Origin of the sequence: Pseudorhodobacter ferrugineus DSM 5888, assembly GCF_000420745.1 — a bacterium.
Lineage (GTDB): Bacteria > Pseudomonadota > Alphaproteobacteria > Rhodobacterales > Rhodobacteraceae > Pseudorhodobacter > Pseudorhodobacter ferrugineus.
On the sequence record NZ_ATVN01000011.1, the window covers coordinates 23,166 to 49,976 of the forward strand.

At 59.2% G+C, this 26,811-nt stretch carries 26 protein-coding genes; 7 read left to right on the forward strand and 19 right to left on the reverse strand.

The genetic code is table 11. The features are described from left to right. Positions 1 to 48: 48 nt before the first annotated feature. Positions 49 to 1,629: a lysine--tRNA ligase gene (locus G560_RS0111045; RefSeq protein WP_022704372.1), complete on the reverse strand. Its 1,581-nt coding sequence runs from the start codon at positions 1,627 to 1,629 to the stop codon at positions 49 to 51. Between the two features lie 131 nt (positions 1,630 to 1,760). On the opposite strand from G560_RS0111045, the gene G560_RS0111050 reads away from it, so the two are divergent. Next, complete coding sequence (locus G560_RS0111050) at positions 1,761 to 2,183, forward strand: tellurite resistance TerB family protein (RefSeq protein WP_022704373.1); 423 nt, start codon at positions 1,761 to 1,763, stop codon at positions 2,181 to 2,183. Between the two features lie 33 nt (positions 2,184 to 2,216). On the opposite strand, the gene G560_RS0111055 is transcribed toward G560_RS0111050, so the two are convergent. From G560_RS0111055 to G560_RS0111065, 3 genes are all read right to left on the reverse strand, one after another. Beyond that, a complete protein-coding gene (locus G560_RS0111055) occupies positions 2,217 to 2,492 on the reverse strand; it encodes a hypothetical protein (RefSeq protein WP_155947241.1) in 276 nt (91 codons plus the stop codon). 174 nt (positions 2,493 to 2,666) lie between these two features. After that, a complete protein-coding gene (dacB, locus tag G560_RS0111060) occupies positions 2,667 to 4,100 on the reverse strand; it encodes a D-alanyl-D-alanine carboxypeptidase/D-alanyl-D-alanine endopeptidase (protein ID WP_231575923.1) in 1,434 nt (477 codons plus the stop codon). A 189-nt stretch (positions 4,101 to 4,289) separates the two neighbouring features. Beyond that, positions 4,290 to 4,904, reverse strand: a complete 615-nt coding sequence (locus G560_RS0111065) for a nicotinate-nucleotide adenylyltransferase (protein ID WP_028913998.1) — start codon at positions 4,902 to 4,904, stop codon at positions 4,290 to 4,292. 184 nt (positions 4,905 to 5,088) lie between these two features. Here G560_RS0111065 and ettA point away from each other — a divergent pair, with 184 nt between their 5' ends. Further along, entirely contained in the window at positions 5,089 to 6,744 is a 1,656-nt protein-coding gene (gene ettA / locus G560_RS0111070) for an energy-dependent translational throttle protein EttA (RefSeq protein WP_022704377.1), read from the forward strand. A gap of 72 nt (positions 6,745 to 6,816) precedes the next feature. Here ettA and G560_RS0111075 read toward each other — a convergent pair whose 3' ends face one another. From G560_RS0111075 to G560_RS0111115, 8 genes are all read right to left on the reverse strand, one after another. Then, a complete protein-coding gene (locus G560_RS0111075; protein ID WP_022704378.1) occupies positions 6,817 to 7,341 on the reverse strand; it encodes an REP-associated tyrosine transposase in 525 nt (174 codons plus the stop codon). Positions 7,342 to 7,636: 295 nt separating this feature from the next. Beyond that, entirely contained in the window at positions 7,637 to 8,035 is a 399-nt protein-coding gene (locus tag G560_RS0111085) for an acyl-CoA thioesterase (protein ID WP_022704380.1), read from the reverse strand. After that, the gene (locus G560_RS0111090) at positions 8,019 to 8,384 is read right to left on the reverse strand and encodes an ectoine synthase (protein ID WP_022704381.1); all 366 of its coding nucleotides are present in this window, start codon (positions 8,382 to 8,384) and stop codon (positions 8,019 to 8,021) included. The genes G560_RS0111085 and G560_RS0111090 overlap by 17 nt, the downstream gene beginning before the upstream one ends. Before the next feature lie 60 nt (positions 8,385 to 8,444). Continuing rightward, entirely contained in the window at positions 8,445 to 9,548 is a 1,104-nt protein-coding gene (locus tag G560_RS0111095; protein WP_022704382.1) for a polysaccharide biosynthesis/export family protein, read from the reverse strand. Positions 9,549 to 9,679: 131 nt separating this feature from the next. Further along, positions 9,680 to 10,687, reverse strand: coding sequence for a GDP-mannose 4,6-dehydratase (locus tag G560_RS0111100; protein ID WP_022704383.1), 1,008 nt, complete (start codon positions 10,685 to 10,687; stop codon positions 9,680 to 9,682). Positions 10,688 to 10,705: 18 nt separating this feature from the next. Continuing rightward, positions 10,706 to 11,608 (reverse strand): DMT family transporter, encoded by a 903-nt coding sequence (locus G560_RS0111105; protein WP_028914002.1) that lies wholly within the window; start codon positions 11,606 to 11,608, stop codon positions 10,706 to 10,708. 199 nt (positions 11,609 to 11,807) lie between these two features. Beyond that, a complete protein-coding gene (locus tag G560_RS0111110; RefSeq protein ID WP_022704385.1) occupies positions 11,808 to 12,410 on the reverse strand; it encodes a LysE/ArgO family amino acid transporter in 603 nt (200 codons plus the stop codon). Beyond that, positions 12,403 to 12,792, reverse strand: coding sequence for an ACT domain-containing protein (locus tag G560_RS0111115; RefSeq protein ID WP_022704386.1), 390 nt, complete (start codon positions 12,790 to 12,792; stop codon positions 12,403 to 12,405). Before G560_RS0111115 ends, G560_RS0111110 begins: the two co-directional genes overlap by 8 nt. Before the next feature lie 87 nt (positions 12,793 to 12,879). On the opposite strand from G560_RS0111115, the gene G560_RS0111120 reads away from it, so the two are divergent. After that, the gene (locus G560_RS0111120) at positions 12,880 to 13,755 is read left to right on the forward strand and encodes a LysR family transcriptional regulator ArgP (protein WP_022704387.1); all 876 of its coding nucleotides are present in this window, start codon (positions 12,880 to 12,882) and stop codon (positions 13,753 to 13,755) included. 108 nt (positions 13,756 to 13,863) lie between these two features. Beyond that, the gene (locus tag G560_RS0111125) at positions 13,864 to 15,000 is read left to right on the forward strand and encodes an MFS transporter (protein WP_022704388.1); all 1,137 of its coding nucleotides are present in this window, start codon (positions 13,864 to 13,866) and stop codon (positions 14,998 to 15,000) included. 95 nt (positions 15,001 to 15,095) lie between these two features. On the opposite strand, the gene G560_RS0111130 is transcribed toward G560_RS0111125, so the two are convergent. The 4 genes from G560_RS0111130 to G560_RS0111145 all read right to left on the reverse strand — a co-directional run bounded on the left by G560_RS0111130 (position 15,096) and on the right by G560_RS0111145 (position 19,003). Continuing rightward, entirely contained in the window at positions 15,096 to 15,836 is a 741-nt protein-coding gene (locus tag G560_RS0111130) for a YebC/PmpR family DNA-binding transcriptional regulator (RefSeq protein WP_022704389.1), read from the reverse strand. Between the two features lie 96 nt (positions 15,837 to 15,932). Beyond that, positions 15,933 to 16,310: a hypothetical protein gene (locus G560_RS0111135; protein WP_155947243.1), complete on the reverse strand. Its 378-nt coding sequence runs from the start codon at positions 16,308 to 16,310 to the stop codon at positions 15,933 to 15,935. A 26-nt stretch (positions 16,311 to 16,336) separates the two neighbouring features. Next, entirely contained in the window at positions 16,337 to 18,115 is a 1,779-nt protein-coding gene (locus G560_RS0111140) for an SLC13 family permease (RefSeq protein ID WP_022704391.1), read from the reverse strand. Between the two features lie 75 nt (positions 18,116 to 18,190). Next, entirely contained in the window at positions 18,191 to 19,003 is an 813-nt protein-coding gene (locus G560_RS0111145) for a TIGR00282 family metallophosphoesterase (protein ID WP_028914003.1), read from the reverse strand. 94 nt (positions 19,004 to 19,097) lie between these two features. Between G560_RS0111145 and G560_RS19075 the strand changes: the two genes are divergently transcribed. The 3 genes from G560_RS19075 to G560_RS0111160 all read left to right on the forward strand — a co-directional run bounded on the left by G560_RS19075 (position 19,098) and on the right by G560_RS0111160 (position 23,001). Continuing rightward, positions 19,098 to 21,527: a ligase-associated DNA damage response DEXH box helicase gene (locus tag G560_RS19075; protein ID WP_050525295.1), complete on the forward strand. Its 2,430-nt coding sequence runs from the start codon at positions 19,098 to 19,100 to the stop codon at positions 21,525 to 21,527. Positions 21,528 to 21,934: 407 nt separating this feature from the next. Beyond that, on the forward strand, positions 21,935 to 22,594 hold the full coding sequence (gene pdeM / locus G560_RS0111155) for a ligase-associated DNA damage response endonuclease PdeM (RefSeq protein WP_022704394.1): 660 nt from the start codon (positions 21,935 to 21,937) through the stop codon (positions 22,592 to 22,594). After that, positions 22,591 to 23,001 carry a PaaI family thioesterase gene (locus G560_RS0111160; RefSeq protein ID WP_022704395.1) on the forward strand — a complete coding sequence of 137 codons (411 nt, stop codon included), beginning with the start codon at positions 22,591 to 22,593 and terminating at the stop codon, positions 22,999 to 23,001. Before pdeM ends, G560_RS0111160 begins: the two co-directional genes overlap by 4 nt. Before the next feature lie 18 nt (positions 23,002 to 23,019). Here G560_RS0111160 and folD read toward each other — a convergent pair whose 3' ends face one another. The 3 genes from folD to G560_RS0111180 all read right to left on the reverse strand — a co-directional run bounded on the left by folD (position 23,020) and on the right by G560_RS0111180 (position 26,806). Continuing rightward, entirely contained in the window at positions 23,020 to 23,910 is an 891-nt protein-coding gene (gene folD, locus G560_RS0111165) for a bifunctional methylenetetrahydrofolate dehydrogenase/methenyltetrahydrofolate cyclohydrolase FolD (protein WP_028914004.1), read from the reverse strand. 307 nt (positions 23,911 to 24,217) lie between these two features. Then, complete coding sequence (locus G560_RS0111170; RefSeq protein ID WP_022704397.1) at positions 24,218 to 25,894, reverse strand: formate--tetrahydrofolate ligase; 1,677 nt, start codon at positions 25,892 to 25,894, stop codon at positions 24,218 to 24,220. 330 nt (positions 25,895 to 26,224) lie between these two features. Next, positions 26,225 to 26,806, reverse strand: a complete 582-nt coding sequence (locus G560_RS0111180) for an MOSC domain-containing protein (protein WP_022704399.1) — start codon at positions 26,804 to 26,806, stop codon at positions 26,225 to 26,227. Between the last annotated feature and the right edge of the window lie 5 nt (positions 26,807 to 26,811).

Here is a 26,811-nt window from a genome sequence, read left to right on the forward strand (position 1 = left end):
GCGCACCGATTGGGCGCGCCGCTTGGGGACATGTCACAGCAAAGGGGGTTAGCCGACCAATTCGCCCGCCAGCCCGCGATCAATCAGCGCCAGTGATTCTGCCACGCCATAAAGGGCGATGAACCCGCCAAAGCGCGGCCCTTCGGATGCACCCAACAGCACCTCATACAGCGCCTTGAACCAATCGCGCAGCGGTTCAAACCCGTGATCCTTGCCCACGGCAAACACCATGCTTTGCAAGGCCTCGGCATCAAGGCCCCCATCCCACGCAGCCAAACGCGCGCGCAAATCAACCATTGCCGCGCGCTCAAGGTCCGTTGGCAGGCGGAACACCCGTTTCGGTGCCACAAAATCCGCGAAATAGCGCACGGCATAGCCCGCCGCCGCATCCAGATCGGGGTGCGTCTCGGCCGAAGCATCCGGCGCATAGCGTTTGATGAACCCCCACAGCCCTGCCGCATCGGTCGCAGCCGACACGCTGGCCAAATTCAGCAACATCGAGAACGGCACAACCATCCGGCTTTCGGGCGGATTGCCCGAATGGATATGCCACACAGGGTTATTTACCTGTGCTGCCACATCTTGCCCCGCATAAGCGCGCAACTGCTGGTGATATTCATCCATCGCACGCGGGATCACATCGAAATGCATCCGCTTGGCGGTTTTGGGCTTTTGATACATGAAATAGGACAGGCTTTCGGAACTGGCATAGGTCAGCCATTCGTCAATCGTCAGGCCATTGCCCTTGGACTTGGAAATTTTCTGCCCTTCTTCATCCAAAAATAGCTCATAGGTCATGTGGTTGGGCTTGCGCCCGCCCAGCACTTCACAAATCCCGTCATAGATAGGCGTGTTGGTGCTGTGGTCCTTGCCGTACATCTCAAAATCCACACCCAACGCGGCCCAGCGCGCGCCGAAATCGGGCTTCCACTGCAATTTCACATTGCCGCCCGTCACCGGCAGCGTCCATTCGCGGCCATCCTCGTCGTCAAAGGTAATGGTGTGGTTCACGCCGTCGACATGCTTCATCGGCACATACAAAACGCGGCCCGTTTCGGGGTGGATCGGCAAAAACGCGGAATAGGTTTGCTGACGTTCTTCGCGCAAACTTGCCAGCATGATCTTCATAATCGCGTCATAGCGTTCCGCGCACATCCGCAACGTGTCGTCAAACTTGCCCGACTTATAAAACTCGGTCGCGCTGATAAATTCATACTCAAACCCGAACGTATCCAGAAACCGCCGCAGCATGGCGTTGTTATGCGCGCCAAAGCTGTCGTATTCGCCATACGGGTCCGGCACCGATGTCAGCGGGCGCTGCATATGTTCGCGCAGCATCTCTTGGTTCGGCACGTTTTCAGGCACCTTGCGCATGCCGTCCACATCATCGGAAAAACAAATCAACCGCGTGGGAATGTCAGACATCACCTCAAACGCGCGGCGGATCATGGTCGTGCGCGCCACTTCGCCAAAGGTGCCGATATGCGGCAATCCGCTGGGGCCATAGCCGGTTTCAAACAGCACATAGCCCTTTTCCGGCGCCTTTTTTTCATAGCGTTTCAGGATCGCGCGCGCTTCTTCAAACGGCCAGGCTTTCGACGTCATCGCAGCATCGCGCAGGGCAGACATATCCCTCATCCTTTTATACACATGCGACAACACCGCGTTGCCGCAACCGCCCTCTCCTATTGCCCCCCCGCCAATAGGTCAATAATCTGCACCTAATTGACGCCCTGCAATGCCCCGAAAAGGAATACCAAATGTCCGAGACGCCCCATGTTATGACCGCCCAAGACGCCCTTTTGGCGATCATGGTCGCCGTTTCCGCCTCGGATGAGGATGTGCGCACCGCCGAACTGGTTGCCATTCAGCGGATTGTGAACCACCTGCCCGTGTTCGCCGATTATGATGCAGACCGCTTTTTGCGCGTGTCGCAGCTGGTGTTTGACCTGTTTGAAGAAGAAGACGGCCTAGATGCCCTGTTCGGCCTTGTGCAGGAATCGCTGCCCGAAAAACTGTTTGAAACGGCCTATGCGCTGGCCTGCGATGTCGCGGCAGCGGATGGGATGCTGTACGAACAGGAATTGCAGTTCTTGCAGGAAATCCGTGATGAATTGGCGATCGACCGTCTGCATGCCGCGGCAATCGAACGGGGTGCCCGTGCCCGCCATATGACCATATAACCAAGGCGCGGCGTGGTCACACGCACCTTTACCTTACGCGCCGCGCATTGCCATTTCAGGCACATCGGCGGCGTCAATGTTGGGCTCTTGGGCACGAATGGCGATCAATTCTGCCTCCATCGCGTTCAACCATTCTGCTTGCTGGGCGCAGCGTTTTTCGCTGTCCGCCAGAGCCGCGCGCAACCAGTTGATATCGGCAACTTGCGACCGCAACTCTAACCCGCGATCCCGCATAGAAATTCCCAGACGCAAGCCAGAAAAACCGCCGCAGGCCAGCAACACGACGGCCAGCAGTACACTTGAAAACATACCAAACTCAAACACTCTAAAACCCTGCCTCAACATACACATCCAAGCCTTTGGCCTTATTGGCAAGCTTGCCCTGCCGCGTCTATAAAAAACGCAAAGGGACATCATCTTTTGGCAGGATTCGCCGATTTCCAAAACACTGACAGGCGGCGGCTTTTACAACTCATCATGTCGTTAGGTGTATTGCGCCGCCCAATGCCTGATCAATTGGCCCTGCATATTGCGCGCGCTTCGGGTCCATTGCGGCCCACCATTGGGCTGCTCACGTTCCGACATAGGCAAGGCATCGCGCCGCCGCGTGTCGGCACTGAAAATCGCAAAGGTCAGTTCCTTGCCCGACGGCGGCTGGATATATCCCGCAAGGCCCGACACAAAATTCAGCGTGCCGGTTTTGGCCACGACGCGGATCGGGTGGCCCTTGATCTCTTTGCCTTTCGCGTCGCGAATGCCTTGCTCTTTCAACAGGTTTGGCAACATGCCACCCCGTGCAGCCCGAAACGCCGCCGCCATATCAAAGGCCGTAATGCGCGAACCGCCGCCAAGACCCGAATGATCGACAAGCTGGCCTTGCACCCCGTGCTTGGCCGCCAGCCACGCATTCATCTGCGCCGCAGAGGCCCGCAGCCCCCCTGCCCCAGACGCCGTCAGCCCCACAGCCTCGGCCGTGATATTGGTCGAATATTTCAGCATGTCGCGCATCACATCGGACAACGCATCACTGCGCGTTTCGGCCAGAACCGCGCCCGCAGGCAAGCCGCCAATCACGCCCGCATCAGGCAGGCGCAACCCGTGCGCGCGCATCAAGGAGGCAAACACCTCGGCGGTGTAAACTTCTGGGTGGCGGACCGGTAACCAACGGCTGCCCGCCTTGCCCAGCGCGCCCTGCGCCACCGTCCAAGTGTCACGGTCTTGCCCGGATTTATAGGCGAACAACGGCGCGGCGCGCGAAACGGCACTGACATTGGCCATCGATACCGCAGGAACAAAGCGTTTGCCCCGTGCATCCATCGACAATGTATACCCGTTCCCTCCGCGCTTCCATTCAAAATTCACGCGGTTATAGTTCAGGTTTAATCCCGCCACAGCAGGGTTATACCCCACATAATCCGGCTGATCGCCGTCGATCTCGTCGATATGCGGAATGCCCCCTGCATAGGCGAGGTAGCGGCCGCTGATCTCTTTAATCCCTGTGGCCGCCAGCGCCTGTGCCAAATCCCCCAACCGGTCAGTATCAAGGCTAGGGTCGCCGCTGCCCACCAAAATCAGATCGCCTTGCAAGCGCCCGTTTTGCACAGGGCCCGTCGCCATAACCCGCGTGGTATAGCGGTAATTTGCCCCCAAACGGTCCAAGGCATAAAAACCGGTCAAGGCTTTGGCAACAGATGCGGGCGGCTGTGCCACGGTTTCGTTCATGGCCTCAATCACTTTGCCGCTGGCCGTTTCCATCACCACAAACCCGACAGTGCCGCCCAACCCCGCAGCACTGACAATCGCGTCACTGCCACCAGACCCCGCCACCCCCGAACCGGGACGCGATGCAGGGCGCGGCGACCGTGACGGTGCCTCGGCACACCCCGGAACCGCAACCCCCGCCATAAGTGCGGCCAAAACCCAGCGCCTTGAATACATACCCCATCCCCCAACAGGTTTCGACATTACCGTGAAACATCCCCCGCACAGAACGCGTTGACATCGTCAATTTCTGGCCGCGTTGTATCAGACGTCTCCAAGTCGAAACACTTTTAATACCCTACCGCAAACCTACCCCAAGCCAAAAGCCCAAGTCCAGAGCACCAATCAACCGTTGGCGCGGCGGCCCCAGCCCCCCTGCGCGCGGATGGTACTCGACGAGACATTCATCAATGGCATGTTCAAAAAACACCAGCGCGGCGCGGGCCCATAGGCCAAACGCTGTGCCGCTACCTCGGGAATTCGCGCGCGCCAAAACACCTCGGCGGTTTTCGACAATCGCGCGCCGATGCGGCTTCCAGGCCGCGCCAAAACGCCAATCGGCACCATCCGCATGATGTCTTGCCAGCGATCCCAGCGGTCAAACTGCAACAGATTGTCCGCACCCATCAACCAGACAAACCGCACCCCCGGATAGTGCGCACCCAATGCCTCCAGCGTCGCCGCCGTATAGCGCGTGTCCAAACGTGCCTCTATATCCGTAATAATCACACGCGGATCGTCTATCACCGCCCGCGCCCGCACCAGACGGTCAACCATCGGTGCAGGCTGGCGTGCCTTTAACGGATTGCCGGGCGAAACCAGCCACCAAACGCGGTCCAACCCAAACCGCTTCAACGCCTCGCGCGTTAAATGCGCATGGCCCGCGTGTGCCGGATCAAACGATCCGCCCAAAAGGCCAATAACCATGCCCTTGGTCGCAATTGGAAATCCTTGCCGCACGCGCCCTACCTTTTGCCAGACATCCAAGGCTTGCCAGCCCTGACCAGCAATTTCAACCGGAATGCAGCTATATTGCCGGGCAACCCTGATTGCCCTTTCCCGCGTTTCCCACTAAAACATCCGCCAAACACACGCAGCGGTGGGTTTCACCCACCCTACGCCCAGAACCCATAGGAATATCATCATGGCCAGCTATCAATACATCTACCACATGGACGGCGTGTCAAAAACCTATCCGGGTGGCAAGAAATGCTTTGAAAACATTCAGCTCAACTTCCTGCCCGGTGTGAAAATCGGTGTGGTCGGCGTGAACGGCGCGGGTAAATCCACGCTGCTGAAAATCATGGCCGGCATGGACACGGATTTTAAGGGTGAGGCTTGGGCTGCAAAGGGTGCCAAAGTCGGCTACCTCGCGCAGGAACCGCATCTGGACCCGAACTTGACCGCCAAAGAAAACGTCATGCTGGGCGTGGCCGATAAAACCGCGATCCTTGAGCGTTACAATGAACTTGCGATGAACTACTCCGATGAGACTGCGGACGAGATGGCAAATCTGCAAGACCAGATCGACGCGGGCAACCTGTGGGAACTGGAAGCATCGGTTGGTGTGGCGATGGACGCCCTGCGCTGCCCGCCCGATGACGCGAATGTCGAGGATCTGTCGGGCGGTGAACGCCGCCGCGTGGCGCTGTGCAAGCTGCTGCTGGAAGAACCCGACATGCTGCTGCTGGATGAACCGACCAACCACCTTGACGCCGAATCGATTGCTTGGCTGCAAAAGCACCTGATCAACTACAAAGGCACGATCCTGATCGTCACCCACGACCGTTATTTCCTGGATGATATCACCAGCTGGATTCTGGAACTCGACCGTGGTCGCGGTATTCCGTACGAGGGCAACTATTCCGCATGGCTGGAACAAAAAGCCAAGCGGATGCAGCAGGAAAGCCGCGAGGACAAGACCAAGCAAAAGGCGTTGGAAAAAGAACTGGAGTGGATCCGTTCCGGTGCCAAGGCCCGCCAATCCAAAGGCAAGGCCCGTATTGCGCGCTATAACGAAATGGCCGGTCAAACGGTTATGGAACGCTCGACCACCGCGCAAATCGTTATTCCGAACGGCGAACGCCTTGGCAACAAGGTGATCGAGGTTGTCGGCCTGAAAAAGCACATGGGCGACAAACAGTTGATCGAGGATCTGACATTTACCATCCCACCGGGTGCGATTGTCGGTGTGATCGGGCCGAACGGCGCGGGTAAATCGACCCTGTTCCGCATGATCACCGGCCAAGAACAGCCCGATGAAGGCACGGTCACTTTGGGTGACACCGTGCAACTGGCCTATGTCGACCAGTCGCGCGACTCGCTGGATCCGAACGCAACCGCATGGGAGGAGATTTCAGGCGGGGCCGAGGTGATCCACCTTGGCGACATGGACGTGAACAGCCGCGTTTATGCAGGCTCGTTCAACTTCAAAGGCACGGATCAACAGAAAAAGGTTGGCCTGCTATCGGGTGGCGAGCGGAACCGCGTTCACATGGCCAAACTGCTACGGTCCGGCGGCAACGTGCTGCTCCTCGATGAGCCCACAAACGACTTGGACGTGGAAACGCTGCAAGCCTTGGAACAAGCGATCGAAGATTTCGCCGGCTGCGCGATCATCATCTCGCACGACCGCTTTTTCCTTGACCGCCTGTGTACCCACATGCTCGCCTTTGAAGGCGACGCGCATGTGGAATGGTTTGAAGGCAACTTTGAGGACTACGAGCAGGATAAAATCCGCCGCTTGGGTCCGGATGCGTTGGAGCCAAAGCGGGCGAAGTATAAGCGTTTTTCGCGCTGACATTTCGCATAAGTGTAGGGTGGGTGATAACCCACCTTTGCTAAACAAAGGGGCGGTGGGTTGGCACCCACCCTACTCTCCAAATGCGCCGTCAGGCACCTTGCCTGACCATTCTGCGGGAACACGGCCAAGACGAATATCGCGGTGGATAGACGAATACGGCCAATCTTGTGCCGACTTTACCAGACCGTGCTTCACGGGATTGCCCCAACAATAGGCCAAATGACCCTGATAATCCGCATCGCTGCGAATGTGATGGTCCCAGAACCTGCGCTGCCACAAACCTGCTTCACCTTTGGTTTCCTTCGACAAAGTGCGCGGGCCAATCCGGCGCACTTTTCGTGAAAAGCCAGTCTTGATTTCTTTCCAACGGGTTGAAAAGTCGTGATCATTGGCAGGCAACGTCCAGATCGCATGGAGATGGTCCGGTAAAACGACCCACGCGTCAATCTTGAACGGTTTGCGGGCCATCACTTCGGCCACAGACCAGCGCAGAACGTCAACTTCACGCAACAACATATCACTGCCCCGCTCCGCAAGTTTGACCGTGAAAAAGATGGTGGCCCCGCTCACCTTTGGGCGAATGTAGTTCGACATGGCCCAGCATTGCCGAAATCTGGTTAATTAACCGTTTAAAGACTGAACTGTCGCGTCAGTGTAGGGTGGGTGATAACCCACCGCTCCGGTTTGACATGTCCAAAAGGTGGGTTATCACCCACACTACCCTAAAGGAACCGATCCACCCCGACACGCGTTCAACCTGCAGCAACAGCAAATGGAGAAGATCATGAAAGGCATCATCGCTTGGTTTATGGGGGTTCCGATTTTCGTGATTATCCTGCTTTACGTCTTCGGGTTCTTTTGATCGACAGTCAAAGGCGGCATTTGCCCCCTACCCCACCACCCTCGGCCGGCCCGCATCATCAATCGCCACAAAGGTAAACACCGCCTCGGTCACCTTTTCGCGGTCGCCAATCCGGCCCCGCCGTACCCACGCCTCAATCTCTATCCCCATCGACGTGCGGCCCACACGCACCACACGGCCATAGATGCACAGCACATCGCCCACCCGCACGGGACGGATAAACTTCATCGCGTCCAGCGCCACTGTCGTCACGCGGCCTCCTGCCCGTTCGCCTGCGATAATGCCCGCCGCGATGTCCATCTGGCTAAGTACCCAGCCGCCAAAGATATCACCATTGGTGTTCACATCGCGCGGCATCGCCAGAGTGCGCAGAGTCAGCTCGCCTTCCGGCCCGCCAGACAAGCCCGCTTCAATATCCTTTTCCATGCAATTCCTCCCCTGTCAGCGCCGGGGTAAAGGTGCACACCAACCGCATTTCATCAAAGGCCCGCAGGGTGTGGCGATCATGGGCGTTTAAGGCATAAATCACCCCCGGCGTGATGGGATGCACCTGCCCTGTCGCCAAATCCTCAATCTCGCCCCGCCCCGAAATGCAATAGCAGGCCTCAAGGTGCGATTTGTATTCCAGTGTCATCGCGGCACCCGCAAAAATCACCGTGTCGGTCATGGTATAGCCCATGCCATCGGGGGCAGTCAGCAAACGGCGACTGTTCCAGCCCGGCCCCGTCACGTCATGCGCGGTGCCGATCACCCCATCCAAACTGCGAACAATCATTCCAACCCTCCCACGTTGCTTTGCCAAGCCTGCCAAAGACCTGCCACAAACGCCAGCGGTTTACAGCGAATTGTTCAGCCCCACGACCGACCGCGCCAAGCCAAAGACCGTATTGGCCGTAGCCAGCGGGGATTCAGTCGCCAGCACGCTATCATCGGGGTTCACCTGAAAATTCCGCGCGGCGAACAAGCCGTCTGCGGTGGTCAAATCAAAGGTGAACACGACCTGCTTCATCACTGGTCCTTTTATCCCATCCGCCCGCAACGCCCGCACCGGATATTCGCGTAAAATCAATACACCTTTGGGATTGGCGCGAGTGTCATTGATGCCCCCAACCAGCGACATCGCCTCAAGCGCCGTAATGTGATCTTGGTCAAAGTACACAAGGCTTTCCGTACCCGTGGCGCCCAACGCCGTGAAATACCGATCATCGGCCCGCACGATCACCTTATCGCCGCCGCGCAAAGTGGTGTTTTTGCTGGCATCCGACAACAACCGATTCGCCCGAATTTCATAGGTCTTGCCATCACGGATCAACCGCACCAACGGGTTTTTCAACGTCGGCGCAATCCCCCCGCCTTGGGCCAGCAGGCTTAGGATCGAAAAATTCCGGTCGGGCATCGGATAGCTGCCGGGTTTGCCCACACCGCTGACCAAATCAACTGTATTGCGCGCGCCCGGTTCCACCGAAAGCTGCACCTGCGCCGATGCCGCAATCGGCTCCAACGCCTTTTGAATCTCGGCCCGCGCGGCATCGGGCGTCAGGCCGTTCACCACCACCTCACCCAGATAGGGCACAAAAATCGTGCCCGTGGCCGATACTTGTGTGGGTGCCAAGGACACGGTTTTCTGCCCGCCTGCGGCCAGCAAGGAATTTTCCTGACTATCCCAAATCACCACATTCACCGTATCACCCGACCGGATAGCCGAACTCGCAGGCCCCGCTTTGGCCCCGATCCACCCGTGCCCGCCACCACCACCCGTGCGCGGCCACTTTGCCAATTGGTCCATATTGCTGCGGCTGACGCCTATCACCGAAAATGTCGGCTCTTTGGCATCTTTTTCGCGCAAAATCTCGGATGACAAGGCCGCACCGCGCGGCAAACCGCAAGCCATCAGCGATACCGCTGCGATCAAAAGCGCGCAGATAGGTCCAAATCGCATAACTGCTCCCAGCCTGATTCCTCGGCCACGATAGTCGCGGCAAAAAGGGCGTACCACCGCACAGGTTGCAACGGCAAACGATAAATCAGCTTATGTGACTTTATTAAGCGATTTCAGCTCTGAACGCAGAGCTATTTTCCGGAATACTCCCGATACCAATCCACAAAATGCTGGATACCCGTCTGCACATCGGTTTCTGGCTTATAGCCCGTCAATCGCTGCAACAGGCTGGCATCGGCCCAGGTGCGCGGCACATCACCGGCTTGCATCGGCATCAGGTTGCGCGTGGTTTTCAGGCCCAGCGCCGCCTCAATTGCATCGATAAAATCGGTCAGCTTTACCGATGTCGAATTACCGATATTGACCACCCGCCAGGGCGCCACGGGCGACAGGCTATCGCCTTCGGGTACCACTCCATCCACAGGGCGCTGCGGCGCTACGTCCATCAACAGCCGGATTCCGCGCACCAAATCAGTCACATAGGTAAAATCGCGGTACATCTCGCCATAATTATAAACATCAATCGCTTGGCCATCCAAGGTCGCATCCACAAACTTATAAAGCGCCATATCAGGCCGCCCCCATGGGCCATAAACCGTGAAAAACCGGAACATCGTGATCGGCAACCCGTGAATATGCGCATAGGCATGGGCCATGTTTTCATTGGCCTTTTTGGTCGCCGCGTAAAACGACATCTGCGACTCGACCTTGTCCGTTTCCGCATAAGGCACCTTGTCATTCGCCCCGTAAACGGACGAGGTCGACGCCATCAGCAAATGCTGCACTCCCAGCCGCCGCGCCGCCTCCATCACATTGAACGACCCAATGACATTGCTGTCCAAATAGGCGCGCGGGTTTTCGATACTATAGCGCACCCCCGCTTGGGCCGCCAAATGCACGATGATATCGGGCGCAAACGCATCCGCCACACGGTCAAACAGCGCCTGATCTTCCAGCATCCCTTCGGTCGCAGTGAAGCCTGCGTTTTGCAACAAAACCTGATGTCGGCGCTGTTTCAGGCGTACGTCATAATAATCGGTCATGCCGTCGAAACCATGCACGACAGCGCCCTCGGCCAACAGCAATCGCGCAAGATGAAAGCCGATAAAACCCGCCGTGCCTGTTATTAATACCCGCATGTTAAACGCCCCTCACAATCACAATTTACCCGCGCCCACCAGCGGCGTCACCGCGCGGCGCTTCAACTGCGCCTCACGCCATGTGATATAACTGACCGCACCAATAATCACCGCACCACCCAGCAAAACAAACGGGTCCACAGCCTCGCCAAAGACGAAAAAGCCCAGCATCGTGGCCCAAACCAATTGCAAAAACGTCACGGGTTGCGTCACCGAAATCGGCGCCACCGCAAAGGCCCGCGTCATGCAATAATGCCCCGAGGTCGCGGCCAGCGCCACCACGGCCAACCAGCCCAGCTGCGCCAGCGACATCGGCACCCAAACCCAAATAGCAAAGGGCAACAGGCCCAACGTCACCGTCACCGACAAAATCCCCACAACGGCTCCCGCAGGCATCTTGCCGCTCAGGCTTTTTGCAAACAGATATGACCCCGCAAAACAAATCGCCGCCCCCAGCTGCGACCAATGCCCCGGCTCAATTTCCCTTACCCCCGGCCGCAGCACGATCAGCGCGCCAAGCAGCGCCACGCCAATCGCAATCAACCGCCGAACAGCCAGCTTTTCGCCAAACAACAGCGCCGCCCCCAGCGTCACACACACGGGGTTCAGGTATCCAATCGCCGTCACCTCGGCCACCGGAATGCGCGCCATCGCGTAAAACCACAGCACCACGGCCAGCGTATGCACAGCGCCGCGCAACACAATCGTACGCCCCAATCCCGTTGGCACACCGACCCGCCGCAGCGTGACCAATGCAGGTGCCAAAAACACCACCCCCCAGCCAAAGCGCAAAAACGCCGATTGCGCAGCGGGCAGGTCGGTTCCCAAATACCGCACAATCCCCGTCACCACGACGAACGACAGCCCCGAGGCCAACATCCACGCAACACCAACAACCGGATTAGAAGGAGATTCTCTCATACACCCCACAAAGCCCCAAACCGCCCCCGGCGGCAAGGGCATCTCACGGCGCACAGGCCAAGGTTGTGGCAGCCTCACCGACTGACCCCGCCCACACCCTGCGACTTGCTGTAGAACGGTCGGCGGGTTTTGCCACCCGTCATAAAAGATCCGCCCAATCCCAAACAGCGAATACTGGCCCAAAACCACGTGCAAAACCCTAGCTAAACGCCAAGACCCCCGCAATCACCCACATCGTGGCCCCCACGATCACTTCCAGCACGACCCAAGACTGCGGCCGCGCCATCACAGGCGCCAACAACCGCGCCCCATAGCCAAGCGCGGTAAAGAAGCTGGCCGATGCCGCCGCAGCCCCAATGCCAAAGCTAAGCCCATGTGGCGCGTATTGTGCCGAAATCGCCCCGATCAAAACAACCGTATCCAGATACACATGGGGGTTCGCCCATGTCAGCACCAAAACGGTCATCACCACCCGCCGCAACGCCACGGGTGCATTGGCCGCGGGCACCAAGGCGGCCCCGCCGTTCCACGCGGCCCGAAACCGCAGCGTGCCATAGACCAGCAAGAACGCAACCCCTGCCCACAGCATCGCATCGCCCAGCCACGGCACGCTTTTCGACACCGCCCCAAACCCCGCCACACCCGCCGCGATCAATGCCGTATCCGACGCCGCACAGACAAAAACCACCCAGCCCACATGCTCGCGCCGAATACCTTGGCGCAGCACAAACGCATTTTGCGCCCCGATCGCCGCGATCAGGCTAATGGCAACCAAATACCCCGCGACCAGCGCCTCAAACATTGCTTACCCCCTGCATCGCAGCCACCGCATCATGCCGCAGCACCCACGGTACAAACACGTGATCATGGTGGTATCCCGCAACCATATTCGCACTGATTCCCTCGGCGGTCAGCGCCGCCGATATCGCCGCCGTCAACCCGACCGCAGCAAGGTCCGAATGCACCGTCAGGCTGATCCGCGCCCACCCGCCCTGATGTGCGACCCCTGCCGCCACCAACACAACCTCGGTCGCAACCACAGTCATTCCCTCATCCTCGGCCACCATAGCAAAGGCTCCAGCCACCCAATCCGCCCCTTGCGTCAGGCCAAAACCATATGGCGCGTCATGCAGTACAGGTTCCATGCTACGCAGCAATTCCGTCAAATCCCCAAGTCCCACCATACCAATCCCCCTTGCTTTGGGCTTGACTTACCTCACACCATTCCACCCAATCAAATTAATCTTAATACAGTTAGATAAGCGTGGCTAATGCTCGACTATAACCAACTCGCCGCCCTCACCGCCATCCACCGCCGTGGGTCCTTTGATCTTGCAGCATCGGCCCTTGGCGTCACCCCCTCCGCCATCTCACAACGCCTCAAGGCGCTTGAGGATCGGATGGGAACCCTCCTCATCCGCCGCAGCCAGCCTTGCACCGCCACGGATGCAGGCCTGCGCCTGATCCGGCATTTTGAGGATGTGATGCTGCTGGAGTCCAACCTTTCAGGCGATCTCCCTCAGGGCCCCGACCCCACCACCATCCGCCTTGCCGTCAATGCAGACAGCTTGGCCACATGGGTCTTGCCCGCCTTGGCAACCACCCAAAATCTGCTGTTCGATCTCGTGATTGATGACCAGGACCACAGCCAAAACTGGTTGCGGCGCGGCGAGGTGGTCGCCGCCATCACCGGCCACGCGGGCCCCCTACAAGGATGCGACACCCTGCCCTTGGGCGTGTTGCGCTACCGCGCCACCGCGTCACCCGCCTTTGTCGCCCGCTGGTTTCCAGATGGTCTTACCCGCGCCGCTATCGCGCGCGCCCCCGCGCTGACCTTTTCCGACAAAGACCGCCTGCAACGCGATTGGATCGCCACGCAGTTTGGCACCAACACCAATATTTCCTTTCCAACGCATCGCATTGCCTCGACCCAAGGCTTTGTCGACGCGGCCTCCCTCGGCCTAGGCTGGGGCATGAACCCAGAACCCCTCGTCGCCCCGCATCTGGCAGCCGGAACGCTGGTCGAAATTGCCCCAAACACCCCGCTCGATGTGCCACTTTACTGGCAATTCGCGCGGCTCACGGCGGCGGCCATAGCACCGCTCACACGCGCCATTCTCCAAGCCAGCGCAAAACATTTGTTGTAAAACCTGACACCAGCACCCCAGCCATGTCAGCCTGTCATAAACTGTGACTGTACTTGCCCCAACTCCCACGGCATTACCCAAACGGACGACATAATCCAAAGGCCCCAGATGACCCTACGCACCCCGAGAACCGCAGTTGTCGCCATGTTCTTTCTCAACGGTGCGCTCTTAGGCATCTGGGCCTCTCGCATCCCAGCCATAGCCGCCACGCATGACCTGACGCACAACTTGCTTGGGCTACTTCTCCTCTGCCTCGCTGCAGGGGCCATCGTCTCTTTCCCCATCGCCGGCCGCATGGTCGACAGCTTTGGCGCGGCCCCCGTCACCCGCGCCATCGCGCTGGCCTATTGCGCCGCCCTTATCCTGCTGGGCATCGCCCCCAGCATCGCCCTGCTTGCAATCGCCTTGTTCCTTTTCGGCATGGCCCATGGCGCGATGGACGTGTCGATGAACGTCTGGGCGGCCGAGGTGGAAAAGGCGGCAGGCAAGCCCATCATGGCCTCATTCCACGCCATGTTCAGCCTCGGTGCAGGCCTTGCCGCAGCGCTCGGGTATTTCGCCATACGCGCGGGCACCAGCGTGCCCCTGCATCTTGCAACTGCCAGCACCGCGCTTGGCATCATCGCCCTTATCATCGCCTCCACGCCTTGGGCATCCCCGCGCAGTAGCGCACAAAAGGGCAGCCTCTTTGCCTTCCCCACTGGCGCTTTGCTATTTGTCGGCCTAATCGCTTTCGCCTCTGCGATGGGCGAAGGGGCGGTGGCAGACTGGGGCGCCGTATTCCTGAACGGCAGCCTAAATACGACCGAGGCGCAAGCTACCTTGGGCTACTCCGCCTTTTCCATCGCGATCTTTGCCATGCGCCTGATCGCCGATCCCGTCATCAGCCGCTTTGGGGCCGTCAGAACCGCCCGCACCTCGGGAATCATCGCCTTCATCGGCGTGCTGACTGTGGTCGCGGCCCAAAACCTCGCCACTGCCCTCTCAGGCTTTGCCCTGATGGGCCTCGGCTACGCCGTCCTCTTCCCCCTCGCCTTCTCCCGCGCGGCCTCTGACCCAACCATGAGCCCGGGCCGCGCCATCGCTTCGGTCGCCACCTTGGGCTACGGCGGGCTGCTCCTCGGCCCGCCCGTCATCGGCTTCCTCGCCCAGGCCTCCTCACTCCGGCTCGCCCTCCTGACCCTCGCGGCCCTCGCCCTCCTCATCATCGCTTTCGCGCCCCACCTGCGCAAACCAAGCAATTAATCTCCATTCTCTTTGACCTAAATATCCATCCGCCTTGAAACAAAAAGACCCCCGGTCGAAAACCGGGGGCCCAAAATCTAGCAATCCAAATCCGCTTACAGCTGTGCTGCAACATCCTCGGGGATGTCAAAGTTATGCGTCACATCCTGCACGTCATCATCTTCTTCCAGCAAATCAATCAGCTTCATCAGCTTTTGCGCGGTTTCAAGATCCACCTCGGTCAAAACCTGCGGCTTCCAGATCAGCTTGGATTCCAAACTCTCGCCCAACGCCTTTTCCAGCGCGTCCGACACATCGTTCAACTGCTCCATCGCGCAGTAAATCCAATGGCCGTCCTCATCCGACACAACATCATCCGCACCCGCATCCAATGCGGCCATCATCACCGTATCGGCATCGCCCGCCTCAACTGCATAAGAAATCTCACCCACGCGGTCAAACCCGTGGCTAACCGATCCGGTCTGCCCCATGTTCCCGCCCGATTTGGTGAAATAGCTGCGCACGTTGCTGGCGGTGCGGTTCAGGTTGTCGGTCATCGCTTCGACAATAATCGCAATCCCGTTCGCGCCATAGCCTTCATAGCGGATTTCCGTGTAATCCGCCGCATCGCCAGATTGCGATTTCTTGATCGCACGGTCGATCACATCCTTGGGCATCGACAGCGATTTCGCCGCCTTTACAGCAAGGCGCAAGCGCGGGTTCTTGTCGGGGTCCGGCTCGCCCATCTTGGCTGCCACGGTAATTTCCTTGGACAGCTTGGAAAACATCTTTGAACGCAATTTATCCTGCTTGCCCTTACGGTGCTGGATATTCGCCCATTTGGAATGGCCTGCCATGAACCCGGTCTCCGAAATCTGAAATCTCTATGCCTGCCCTATACACAAACGCCGGCTCTATACGCAACCCCGCCCCCTGCTGCACCAAGGCGGCCCCTAATTGCGGGCCGATCCGTCCGGCACTGGCACAGGCGACACAAAACGGTACATCCGCCCGGCGTCATCCGTCAACGTAACCTGCCCCATTGGCGCCAATGTCCCATCGGTCCCCAGCGCCGCAAAGGCACCTTGCACAAGACGGCGCAGCAGGTTTGGATTTTCTACCAATTCAACACGATACTCAAAACCGCTGCCGCAGCCCTCCATCCGCCCGGCCCCGATGGGCGCACGACACTGGCTGCCATCCGACAATCCCACTGTCACCTGATCGGCGCTCAAGCGGGCTGTCGCAGGAACAGGCGAACCGGGCGCGCCGACACAGCCCATCAAAACAGCCAACGGCACGGCGCATAACATCAACTTGGTCGTTTTCATCTCAATATCCTTCAAAATACGCGGCCCTAAAACGGGAAAAACCACGGGATCATCGTGCTCATCACCACCATCATCAATATGTTCAACGGCACACCAATCCGCAAAAAGTCGGTAAACCTGTACCCCCCCGGCCCGTACACCAGCGTGTTGGTCTGATACCCAATCGGCGTGGAAAAACTGGCCGATGCCCCGAACATCACCGCCACCACCAATGGCCGCGGGTCCACCCCAAGTGACGTGCCAAGCCCAATCGCAATCGGCGTCAAGATCACCGCAACGGCGTTGTTCGACACCATTTCTGTCAGCAACGATGACAAACCATACACCGCAAACACCAACACAAAGGGCGGCAAACCCAGCATGAACGGCGCAATGGCATCGACCATCAACTTGACCGCGCCCGAATGGTCCAGCCCAAGGCCCACGGCCAGCATCGCAAAAATCAGCGCAAGCAACCGACCCTCGATAAACCCGAATGCCTCATCCGCATCAATGCAGCGCGTGACCAGCACAGTCGCCACCCCGATCAGCGCCAAAATCACAATCGGGGCCACCTCCAGCGCCGACAGGCCAACAACAGCCACCAGCACCCCCAACACAATCGGCGCATGACCACGGCGATAGGCCCGATCCGATGGCTGCGCGATATCGACAACATCCATATCCAGCGCGAGGCGTTGAATATCCGCCGCCGCCCCTTCCAACAGCAAAGTATCCCCGACCTGCACAATTACATCATCCAGCTGCCGCCCGATATTCTGGTTTCTGCGGTGCACCGCCAGCGTATAAACCCCATAGCGCCGCCGCAACCGCAACGACCCAAGCGAACGCCCAACCATCTGGCACCCCGGCGTGATCAACACCTCTACCGTCTCGGTTTGCACCGACGACAGCTTATCCACCTGCCGCAAATCCTTGCTGCTTTGCAGCGCCAGCACCTCGGACATCGGCGTGCGCAATACCACACGGTCGCCGGCCTCCAACTCCACCCCCGCCAACGCGCGGCGCAAACTCGCATCGCCGCGCAGCACGTCAATCACCCGCATGCTGTCGCGCTTGAACAGATCCACATCCATCACCTTGGTGCCGATCAACCCAGACTCTTCTGGTACCGCCACTTCGGTGAAAAACTTCATCTTGGACCTGTCGGCCAGCAACATCCCCATGCTTTCGCGCGTGGGTAGCAGCTTGCGGGCAAACAAAAACAGATACAAAATCCCGATGCCCGACATCACAATCCCAAGCGCGGAAATGTCAAAAATCCCGAACGGCTGCATCCCCATCTGCCGCGCCACCCCGTCCACCAACAGGTTTGTTGATGTACCAATTAGCGTGATTGTTCCCCCAAAAATCGCCAAATAAGACAGCGGAATCATCACCTTAGATGCAGACATCTTCAACTGCTTGGCCAGCTGCATGAACACAGGGATCATCACCACCACAATCGGCGTATTGTTCAAAAACGCCGACATCACGACGATCGCAAGCGTCAAAGTCGCCAAGGTTATGACGGGGCGCTTTTCCACATTGCGCACCGCAAGTCGCGTCACCCAGTCCAGCCCTCCCGTGCGCACCAACGCCCCCACCAGCACAAACATCGCCGCAATCGTCCACGGCGCATGATTCGACAAAACAGCCAAGGCATCGTCTTGCGGCAAAATACCCGTGACCAACATCACGGCGGCCCCCGCCAGCGCCGTCACCTCGACCGGAAAGGTTTCGCGAATAAACAGCACCAACATGCCAAACAGAATGGCAATCGCCAGCCAAGCCTGCATCGTTTCAGAAAGGTCCAAGCCAAGCATCGCTGCGGGTCCGCCTTTGTTAATTTTGTTCAGTTTAGCCCGAGTGGTCGCACCGAAAACAGCCCCAAAGCGTGCTCAGGGCCGCGCTTCTTGCAACCGCCCGCCGATGCGGATCATCGCCACGCGGATAGCCTTGCCCGTTTTGTCGTCAGTTTCCACATAGACGCCTGATAAAGTAGCAACGCCACTTGCAGGCTCAAACCGCGCTTTCGGCATGCCCGTGATAAAGCGGCGCATCGGCTCCAGCTTTTCCATGCCGATCACGCTGTCATAATCACCGCACATGCCCGCATCGGTCAAATAGGCACAGCCTTGCGCCAAAATCTGAGCGTCCGCCGTGGGCACATGCGTATGGGTGCCCACACACAAAGACGCGCGCCCGTCACACCAATGCCCCATCGCCATTTTCTCGGATGTCGCCTCGCAATGCATATCCACGATGGAGGCGCTCACCATTCCACCCAAAGGATGGGCCTTCAACACCGCCTCAACAGCCGAAAACGGGTCGTCAAACGGACGCTTCATAAACACTTGGCCCAGCGCCTGCACCACCAGCACCTTGCGCCCGCCCGTGGCCGTAAACACCCGCGCACCCTTGCCCGGCGCACCCTTGGCATAGTTCAACGGCCGAATGATACGCGGCTCAGTCTCAATAAACTGCAACATATCTTTTTGGTCAAAGGCATGATCGCCCAGCGTCACACAATCGGCGCCCGCGTCCAAGATCCCCTTGGCATGCGCCCCCGTCAGGCCCATGCCACCGCTGGCATTCTCGCCGTTCACCACGACGAAATCCAACTTCCACTCAGCACGCAGCGCCGGTAACCGCTCGGTAATCGCGGCCCGCCCTGATCGCCCCATAACATCGCCAAGAAACAATAATCTCATAGCGCTGGCATAGGCGGGGCAATCGCCAAGAGCAAGCAAAATGAAGCGCATTCAGGGGCTTTGCTTGCCCCTGTGGCCGCCCTATCTTACCCGCATGATACTCCCGCCCCCCCTCTCCGAATGGCTCGCCGCGCGCGGCTGGTCCTTGCACCCGCACCAAAAAGCTATGCTCAGCGCCACGGGTAAACCCGCGACCCTGCTCATAGCGCCGACAGGCGGCGGCAAAACCCTTGCAGGATTCCTACCGACCTTGGCCGAACTTGGGGCCACCCCCGCGCCGGGCCTGCACACCCTCTACATTTCGCCCCTCAAGGCACTGGCCGCCGACATCCGCCGCAACCTGTCCACCCCGATCATGGGCGCAGGGCTGGCAATACGGGTTGAGGACCGGACAGGCGACACCTCCTATACCCAACGCCGCCGCCAGCGTGCCGACCCGCCCCATATCCTGCTCACCACCCCCGAAAGCCTTGCACTGCTTTTGTCTTACGAAGACGCCCCCCGCATATTCAGTGGCCTACAACGTGTGATCATCGACGAAATCCACGCGCTGGCCGAAAGCAAACGCGGCGACCAGCTGATGCTGCAAATCGCCCGCCTGCAAACCCTCGCCCCCGGCCTGCGCCGCGTGGGGCTCTCGGCCACCGTGGAAAACCCACCTGCGCTGGCCCATTTCCTCGCCCCCACAGGCTGCAACATCCTGAACGCCGACCCGGGTCCCGCCCCCGACATCCAGATGCTCCACACCGCCGACGCCCCGCCCTGGGCCGGCAACGGCGCGCATTACGCAATCCCCGCGATCCTTGCGCAAGTGGCACAGCACAAAACCACCCTCATCTTTCACAACACCCGCGCCCAAGCCGAACTGTTTTTCCACGCTCTCTGGCTGAAAAACACCGATAACCTACCCATCGGCATCCACCACGGCTCCCTCTCACGCGAACAGCGCGAACGCGTTGAATGGGCTATGGTCGCAGGCCAGCTCCGCGCCATCGTCTGCACCGGCAGCCTCGATTTGGGCATCGACTGGGGCGATGTCGATCTGGTGGTTCAAGTCGGGGCACCAAAAAACGTCAAACGCCTTGTCCAGCGCATCGGCCGCGCCAATCACCGCTATAACGCGCCCTCCAAGGCCCTTTTGGTGCCTGCCAACCGCTTTGAAGTCGTCGAATGCATCGCAGCACTTGAGGCCGTGCGTGACAACACCCTCGACGGCGATCCCCGCGCGCCCGGCCCTCTCGACGTGCTGTGCCAACACCTGCTGGCCACCGCAGCCGCTGGCCCATTTGACGCAAACGACTTCTACGCAGAGGTCAAAACCGCCGGCCCCTACGCCACCCTGCCCCGCGCAGATTTCGACGCCTGCCTCGATTTCACCGCCACGGGTGGCTACGCGCTGCGCGCCTATGACAAATGGCAACGCCTGATGCTGCGGAATGACAAATGGACTCTGCGCGACCCCCGCAGCGCCACCCTTATCCGCCAAAACCTCGGCACCATCATCGACACCGAAACCCTAAAGGTCCGTCTGAAATCCCGCATGGGCGGCACCCCTCTAGGAGAGGTAGAAGAAAGCTTCGCCGCCACCCTCACCACCGGCGACACCTTCCTGATCGGCGGCCAAATCGTGCGCTTCGAGTCTATCAAAGACCTGACCGTCCAAGTCACCCGCACCCCCGGCCGCACGCCAAAGGTCGCGGTGTTCAACGGTACCAAATTCGCCACCTCGACCCTGCTCGCAGACCGCGTCCTGCGCATCTTCCAACAACCTGATTGGCCCAACCTGCCCAGCCACACCGCCCATTGGCTCTCCCTCCAGCGCGCGCAAAGCCAACTGCCCGCACCGAACCGCCTGCTCATTGAAACCTTCCCGCATGATGGCCGCGAACACCTTGTCCTCTACGGCTTTGCAGGTCGCAACGCGCAGCAAACCCTCGGCCTTTTGGTGACAAAACGGATGGAGGACGAAGGCCTCGCCCCCCTGGGCTTCGTCGCCACCGACTACGCCACAATGATCTGGGGGCTGGACCCCGTGCTGAATCCTTTGACCCTCCTCAACCCCGAGAACCTGCGCGACGGGCTGGAAAACTGGCTCGGCGGCAACGCGGTGATGAAACGCACCTTCCGCAATGCCGCCACCATCGCGGGCCTGATTGAACGCCAAAACCAAGGCCGCCGCACCTCAGGCCGCCAAGCGACCTTTTCCTCCGACATCCTTTACGACACCCTGCGCCGCCATGACCCCGATCACCTGCTCTTGCGCATCACCCGCACCGAGGCGATGGGCGGCATGGTCGATTTCGGCCGGATCGAGGATCTGCTGGCCCGCACCCAATCGCGCATCGACATCCACCACCTCGCGCATGTCTCCCCCCTCGCCTTCCCGATGTTCCTCGAACGCGGTCGCGTTCCCGTTGATGGCAAAGGGGTGGATAGGTTGGTCGAGGAAGAAGCCGCCAAACTCATGGCCGCCGCAGGCCTTACGGATCCAGGCACAACCGAAAACGTTTCGACTTTAACGTGACTCAGCATCCATCACATAACGCGCCGAAATCTTTGATTTCACACCGCGTTTAAGTCGAAATGCTTTAACACCCGCTTTATCTTGCCAAAACCAGCAAAACGACCCCAAGGTCAATTCCACCGCCGCGCCCCAAAGCCCGATCCAAAACCCTCAAAACAAACACATTTCAGCGAAAACCAATCCCACCGCCTTCATCTTGGCAAAAATACCTAAAACCCACTCGCCAGCCCTACGCGACCAAATCCCTACACCATTTCATCTTTGCAAAAATACTCAAAAACCGTCTCCCCCGATCCCTCCCGAACAGAACCCACCCACGGCGAGATCGCCGCGAATGCGCGCCCCCTCAATGGGGGCAACCATTCGCCCCTCTTGCAACGCCCCCCATCCTGCGCCACCGTCCGCCTATGACATACCACCCTTTCACCTTTAACGGCCATTCCCTCCGCGCGCTGCCCTCAGGCGCGCTGCATTGGCCTGCACAAAATCTGCTCTGCGTCTCTGACCTGCATTTGGGCAAATCCGAACGCATGGCGCGGCGCGGCGGCGCACTCCTCCCGCCCTATGAGGTGGCAGACACCCTGACCAAACTCGACGCCGACATCGCCACCACAACCCCCGCAACCGTTATCTGCTTGGGCGACAGCTTTGATGATCCCACCGCCGCCGAAACCTTGGCCGAACCGCACCGCCTTTGGCTGATACGCCTCATGGCAGGCCGCCGCTGGATCTGGATCGCAGGCAACCACGACCCCGCACCGCTGGGCCTCGGCGGCACCGACCGCATGCAGCTCACACTTGAAACCCTCACCTTCCGCCACATCGCCGAACTCGATGCCACCGGCGAAATTTCTGGCCATTACCACCCAAAGGCGCGGTTCGCATCCCGCAGCCGCCCCTGTTTTCTGCTTGGTCAAAACCGCCTGATCCTGCCTGCTTACGGCACCTATACCGGCGGGCTTTGGTGCGATGATCCGGCCTTTGCAGGCTTGCTGACCCAACCCGCCATCGCCATCCTGACAGGCACAAAGGCCATTCCCATCCCGCTATCGAAAGCCGTAAAATGACCAACCGCATTCACGACAGCTTTGCCAAACAAGCCCTTATGGCAACCTTTGGCGCAAAACTAACCGCCGTTTCCCCGGGCAAGGTAGAAATCACCGCGCCCATCCTGCCCCTCGCGCATCAACAGCACGGGGTCGGCCACGCAGGCCTGACCTTCGCACTGGCCGATACCGCAGGCGGGTACGCGGCCCTGACGCTGATGGAAGAAACCCGCGAGGTGATGACGGTCGAGGCGAAAATCAACCTCCTCGCCCCCGCGCGCGGCGACCACCTCATCGCGCGCGGCGAAGTCTTGCGCGCAGGCCGCCGCCTTACGGTCGTCCGCGCCGATGTCTTTGCATATGAAAACGGGGCCGAGACGTGCATCGCAGCCCTCCAAGCCACGATGATCGCCGTCGACCCCGCCTAAACCGTCGCTTTTTTGGGCCTAGGCCGTCAAACCTTCAGGCTCGGCCAACCCATTGGCGCGGCAACAGGCCGTCACAGTATTGGCCAACAGGCACGCAATCGTCATTGGCCCCACACCACCCGGCACAGGCGTAATCGCCCCTGCCACCGCAGCGCAGCTCTCAAACTCCGCATCCCCAACCAACACCGTTTTGCCGCCCCGTTCAATCCGGTTGATGCCCACGTCAATCACCGTGGCCCCCGGTTTCACATAGTCGCCCGTAATCATCTCGGGCCGCCCAACAGCGGCCACCAAAATATCGGCCCCACGGCACACGGCGGCCAAATCCTTGGTCCGGCTATGGGCAATCGTCACCGTACAGCTATCACCCAACAGCAATTGCGCCATCGGCTTGCCCACAATATTGCTGCGCCCCACCACAACCGCATTCAACCCCGACAAGCTGCCATGATGGTCGCGCAGCATCATCAAACAACCCAGCGGCGTGCACGGCACCATGCTTTTCTGCCCCGTCCCCAACAAGCCAACGTTTGAGATATGAAACCCGTCCACATCCTTGGCCGGATCAATACTGTTGATCACCAACTCCGAATTCAAATGCGCCGGCAGCGGCAATTGCACCAAAATCCCATGAATTTTCGGATCGGCGTTCAGCTTGGCGATCAGCGCCAGCAAGTCCACCTCGGCCGTGTCCGCAGGCAGCTTATGCTCAATCGAGGTCATGCCAACCTCAACCGTCATCTTGCCCTTCGATTTCACATAAACCTCAGACGCAGGGTCAGACCCAACCAAAACCACAGCCAACCCCGGCGTGATCCCGTGCTCTTCCACCAGCCGCGCCACATGCGCCGCCACTTGCCCCCTTACCTTGGCCGCAAATACCTTGCCGTCGATGATCACCGCGCTCATTTTGTCTCCTTTGGGGCATCCGCCCCCAATACCGTTTTTTCGCGCGCAATCGACCAGCCAATCAACTGCCACCGCCTTTACCACAGCGGCGCGGTCAATAAATCCCGCCCGCAGGGCCAACAACCCAATCAGCGCCACATTCAGTCGGTCATTCTCGGCCAGAATATCTTGCATCGCCTCACACTCGGCTGGGCGCTTCTTCCTGTCTTTGTCTTTGCTATCGGGCCCGCTGCGAACCGCTCGGCAAGTCAGGTCAAGATCATCAAACAAGACGGGGGGGCACAGCGTCCGCACCCCCCCAATTATTTTAGAACAAGCCCTCAACATTGCCGTCCGCATTCAGGCGGATCACTTCGGCACTTGGCACCCGTGGCAGGCCCGGCATCGTCATGATCTCACCACAGATCACCACAATAAACCCGGCCCCCGCGCTCAGACGCACTTCGCGCACAGGGACCGAATGCCCCGTCGGCGCGCCGCGCAGGTTCGGATCGGTGCTGAACGAATACTGCGTTTTCGCCATGCACACAGGCAAATGGCCATACCCAGCCTCTTCCCACGCCTTCAACTGCGACCGGATCGACTTATCCGCAAGCACGTCATCCGCATGGTAAATCCGTTTTGCAATCGTCTCGATCTTTTGCATCAGCGGCATCTCGTCGGGGTACAAAGGCGCAAAGTTCGATGCACCCGATTCCGCCAATTGCACAACCTTCTTGGCCAGATCTTCAATCCCAGCCGACCCTTGGGCCCAGTGCTTGCACAAGATCGCCTCAGATCCCTGCGATTTCACATAGTCCTTAACGGCTTGCACTTCGGCCTCGGTATCCGACACAAAATGGTTGATCGCCACAACAACGGGCACACCAAACGACTTCAGGTTGCCAATGTGACGGCCAAGGTTCGGGCACCCCTTTTTCACCGCATCTACATTTTCCGCGCCCAAGTCAGCCTTGGCCACGCCACCGTTCATCTTCATCGCCCGCACAGTCGCGACCAACACCACCGCATCGGGCGCAAGCCCTGCCTTGCGGCACTTGATGTTCATAAACTTCTCAGCGCCCAAATCGGCACCAAAACCAGCTTCGGTCACAACATACTCGCCCAGCTTCAACGCGGTTTTCGTTGCAATGACCGAGTTACAGCCATGTGCGATATTCGCAAACGGGCCACCATGCACGAACGCCGGGTTGTTCTCCAATGTCTGCACCAAATTCGGCTGCATCGCGTCTTTCAGCAACACCGTCATCGCGCCATCGGCCTTGATGTCGCGGCAATAGACCGGCGTTTTGTCACGGCGATACGCCACAACAATATCCCCCAAACGCTTTTCCAAATCGGCCAGATCATTGGACAGGCACAAAATCGCCATGACCTCGGACGCCACGGTAATGTCAAACCCTGTCTGGCGCGGGAAACCGTTCGCCACTCCGCCAAGGTTCACCACCACATCGCGCAGCGCGCGGTCGTTCATATCCATCACGCGGCGCCACACCACACGGCGCGCGTCGATGTCCAGCTCGTTGCCCCAATAGACGTGGTTGTCGATCATCGCCGACAGCAGGTTATGCGCCGATGTAATTGCGTGAAAGTCACCCGTGAAATGCAGGTTCATCTCTTCCATCGGCACAACCTGCGCAAAGCCGCCGCCAGCCGCCCCGCCCTTCATGCCAAAGTTCGGCCCAAGGCTGGCTTCACGAATACAGATCACAGCCTTCTTGCCAATGCGGTTCAAACCATCGCCAAGGCCAACAGTCGTCGTGGTCTTGCCTTCGCCAGCAGGGGTCGGGTTGATCGCGGTCACCAAAACCAGCTTGCCGTTTTTACGATCCGCCAGGGATGCGATAAACTCTTGGCTCACCTTCGCCTTGTCATGGCCGTAGGGCAGCAAATGCTCGGACGGAATCCCCAACTTGTCGCCAATTTCCATAATCGGCCGCTTCTTCGCTTCGCGCGCAATCTCAATATCGGTCTTAAATGCCATGATGTCCGTCACTCCCTGCGTGAACCACCCCTATCGGGCCTTGGCATCGGTGTAGCCAGTCCGTTTGCGCCAAGAAAGGGCGTTTCCGACGCATCCCGCGCCAAATTCGCCAGTGCTGGTTTCCGATAAGAGAATCTTGGTCAATGCAGAAACTTTTTGCAATTTCGGACGGTCAAAAAACGCCATGTTAACGAAACCATAAGGAGCTGGGTGCGTTACTTCAGGGATGCTGCCACAGGAGGTTTCTATGCAAACGCCACGTATCGCCCTTTTCTTCAATACAGTTCTTGGTATCGGAATGCTGATATCGGCGGCAGTCCTGTCGCTGCTTTAGGCACCGCACCAACGGCGCTGGTCCGGAATATGCAGGGTAATTTCATCGCCCAGCCGGAACAGCCCTTCCCGCTCCACCCAAGCAGTCACGCCGCGCCGCCCTTTGGCCGCCGCCTTGAATGCCGCGCCCTTATCGGGGTGCTGGCCTTCAATCGGGCGGGCCGGCAAACTGCACGGGCGGTTCTCCATATCCACCACCAAAGTGGCCCCACTCTGGCCTTGCAACCGCGATGACGGCGGCACATGCGTAAAATCAGGGATCCCCGAAACAACCATCGTCGTGCCCAACAACGCGGGGTCCAAGGTCTCTAGCCCCATATCCTTAGCAATCACCGCCAACTCCTCGGCACAGAGCACCGCAAATTGCCGTGTATTGCGTATCTCGGTGCCGCGCGGGTGCTGCTCGGTGACACGGCTACACGATCCCCGCGTCAACCCGCCATGCGCCTCACCCGCGGGGCCCGCAAACCGTGCCATAATCTCGGGCACCGCTTGGCTGTTCAGCGCTGCACCACGGTCTGGCACCACGCCCAACCACACCACGCGCCCCACAATATCGGTCTTTTTCAACGCGGGCATGGCAC

What these genes read in the sequence shown, in the direction of transcription:
- G560_RS19075 (WP_050525295.1), top strand. Translation starts at nt 19,098, where the DNA reads ATGATACTCCCGCCCCCCCTCTCCGAATGGCTCGCCGCGCGCGGCTGG.
- G560_RS0111045 (WP_022704372.1), bottom strand. Translation starts at nt 1,629, where the DNA reads ATGTCTGCCCTGCGCGATGCTGCGATGACGTCGAAAGCCTGGCCGTTT.
- G560_RS0111130 (WP_022704389.1), bottom strand. Translation starts at nt 15,836, where the DNA reads ATGGCAGGCCATTCCAAATGGGCGAATATCCAGCACCGTAAGGGCAAG.
- G560_RS0111115 (WP_022704386.1), bottom strand. Translation starts at nt 12,792, where the DNA reads ATGGTGGGACTTGGGGATTTGACGGAATTGCTGCGTAGCATGGAACCT.
- G560_RS0111170 (WP_022704397.1), bottom strand. Translation starts at nt 25,894, where the DNA reads ATGGCATTTAAGACCGATATTGAGATTGCGCGCGAAGCGAAGAAGCGG.
- pdeM (WP_022704394.1), top strand. Translation starts at nt 21,935, where the DNA reads ATGACATACCACCCTTTCACCTTTAACGGCCATTCCCTCCGCGCGCTG.
- G560_RS0111140 (WP_022704391.1), bottom strand. Translation starts at nt 18,115, where the DNA reads ATGCTTGGCTTGGACCTTTCTGAAACGATGCAGGCTTGGCTGGCGATT.
- G560_RS0111160 (WP_022704395.1), top strand. Translation starts at nt 22,591, where the DNA reads ATGACCAACCGCATTCACGACAGCTTTGCCAAACAAGCCCTTATGGCA.
- G560_RS0111135 (WP_155947243.1), bottom strand. Translation starts at nt 16,310, where the DNA reads ATGAAAACGACCAAGTTGATGTTATGCGCCGTGCCGTTGGCTGTTTTG.
- G560_RS0111120 (WP_022704387.1), top strand. Translation starts at nt 12,880, where the DNA reads ATGCTCGACTATAACCAACTCGCCGCCCTCACCGCCATCCACCGCCGT.
- G560_RS0111085 (WP_022704380.1), bottom strand. Translation starts at nt 8,035, where the DNA reads ATGGAAAAGGATATTGAAGCGGGCTTGTCTGGCGGGCCGGAAGGCGAG.
- G560_RS0111050 (WP_022704373.1), top strand. Translation starts at nt 1,761, where the DNA reads ATGTCCGAGACGCCCCATGTTATGACCGCCCAAGACGCCCTTTTGGCG.
- G560_RS0111075 (WP_022704378.1), bottom strand. Translation starts at nt 7,341, where the DNA reads ATGTCGAACTACATTCGCCCAAAGGTGAGCGGGGCCACCATCTTTTTC.
- G560_RS0111145 (WP_028914003.1), bottom strand. Translation starts at nt 19,003, where the DNA reads ATGAGATTATTGTTTCTTGGCGATGTTATGGGGCGATCAGGGCGGGCC.
- G560_RS0111105 (WP_028914002.1), bottom strand. Translation starts at nt 11,608, where the DNA reads ATGAGAGAATCTCCTTCTAATCCGGTTGTTGGTGTTGCGTGGATGTTG.
- G560_RS0111090 (WP_022704381.1), bottom strand. Translation starts at nt 8,384, where the DNA reads ATGATTGTTCGCAGTTTGGATGGGGTGATCGGCACCGCGCATGACGTG.
- G560_RS0111055 (WP_155947241.1), bottom strand. Translation starts at nt 2,492, where the DNA reads ATGTTTTCAAGTGTACTGCTGGCCGTCGTGTTGCTGGCCTGCGGCGGT.
- G560_RS0111110 (WP_022704385.1), bottom strand. Translation starts at nt 12,410, where the DNA reads ATGTTTGAGGCGCTGGTCGCGGGGTATTTGGTTGCCATTAGCCTGATC.
- G560_RS0111180 (WP_022704399.1), bottom strand. Translation starts at nt 26,806, where the DNA reads ATGCCCGCGTTGAAAAAGACCGATATTGTGGGGCGCGTGGTGTGGTTG.
- ettA (WP_022704377.1), top strand. Translation starts at nt 5,089, where the DNA reads ATGGCCAGCTATCAATACATCTACCACATGGACGGCGTGTCAAAAACC.
- G560_RS0111100 (WP_022704383.1), bottom strand. Translation starts at nt 10,687, where the DNA reads ATGCGGGTATTAATAACAGGCACGGCGGGTTTTATCGGCTTTCATCTT.
- folD (WP_028914004.1), bottom strand. Translation starts at nt 23,910, where the DNA reads ATGAGCGCGGTGATCATCGACGGCAAGGTATTTGCGGCCAAGGTAAGG.
- G560_RS0111125 (WP_022704388.1), top strand. Translation starts at nt 13,864, where the DNA reads ATGACCCTACGCACCCCGAGAACCGCAGTTGTCGCCATGTTCTTTCTC.
- G560_RS0111095 (WP_022704382.1), bottom strand. Translation starts at nt 9,548, where the DNA reads ATGCGATTTGGACCTATCTGCGCGCTTTTGATCGCAGCGGTATCGCTG.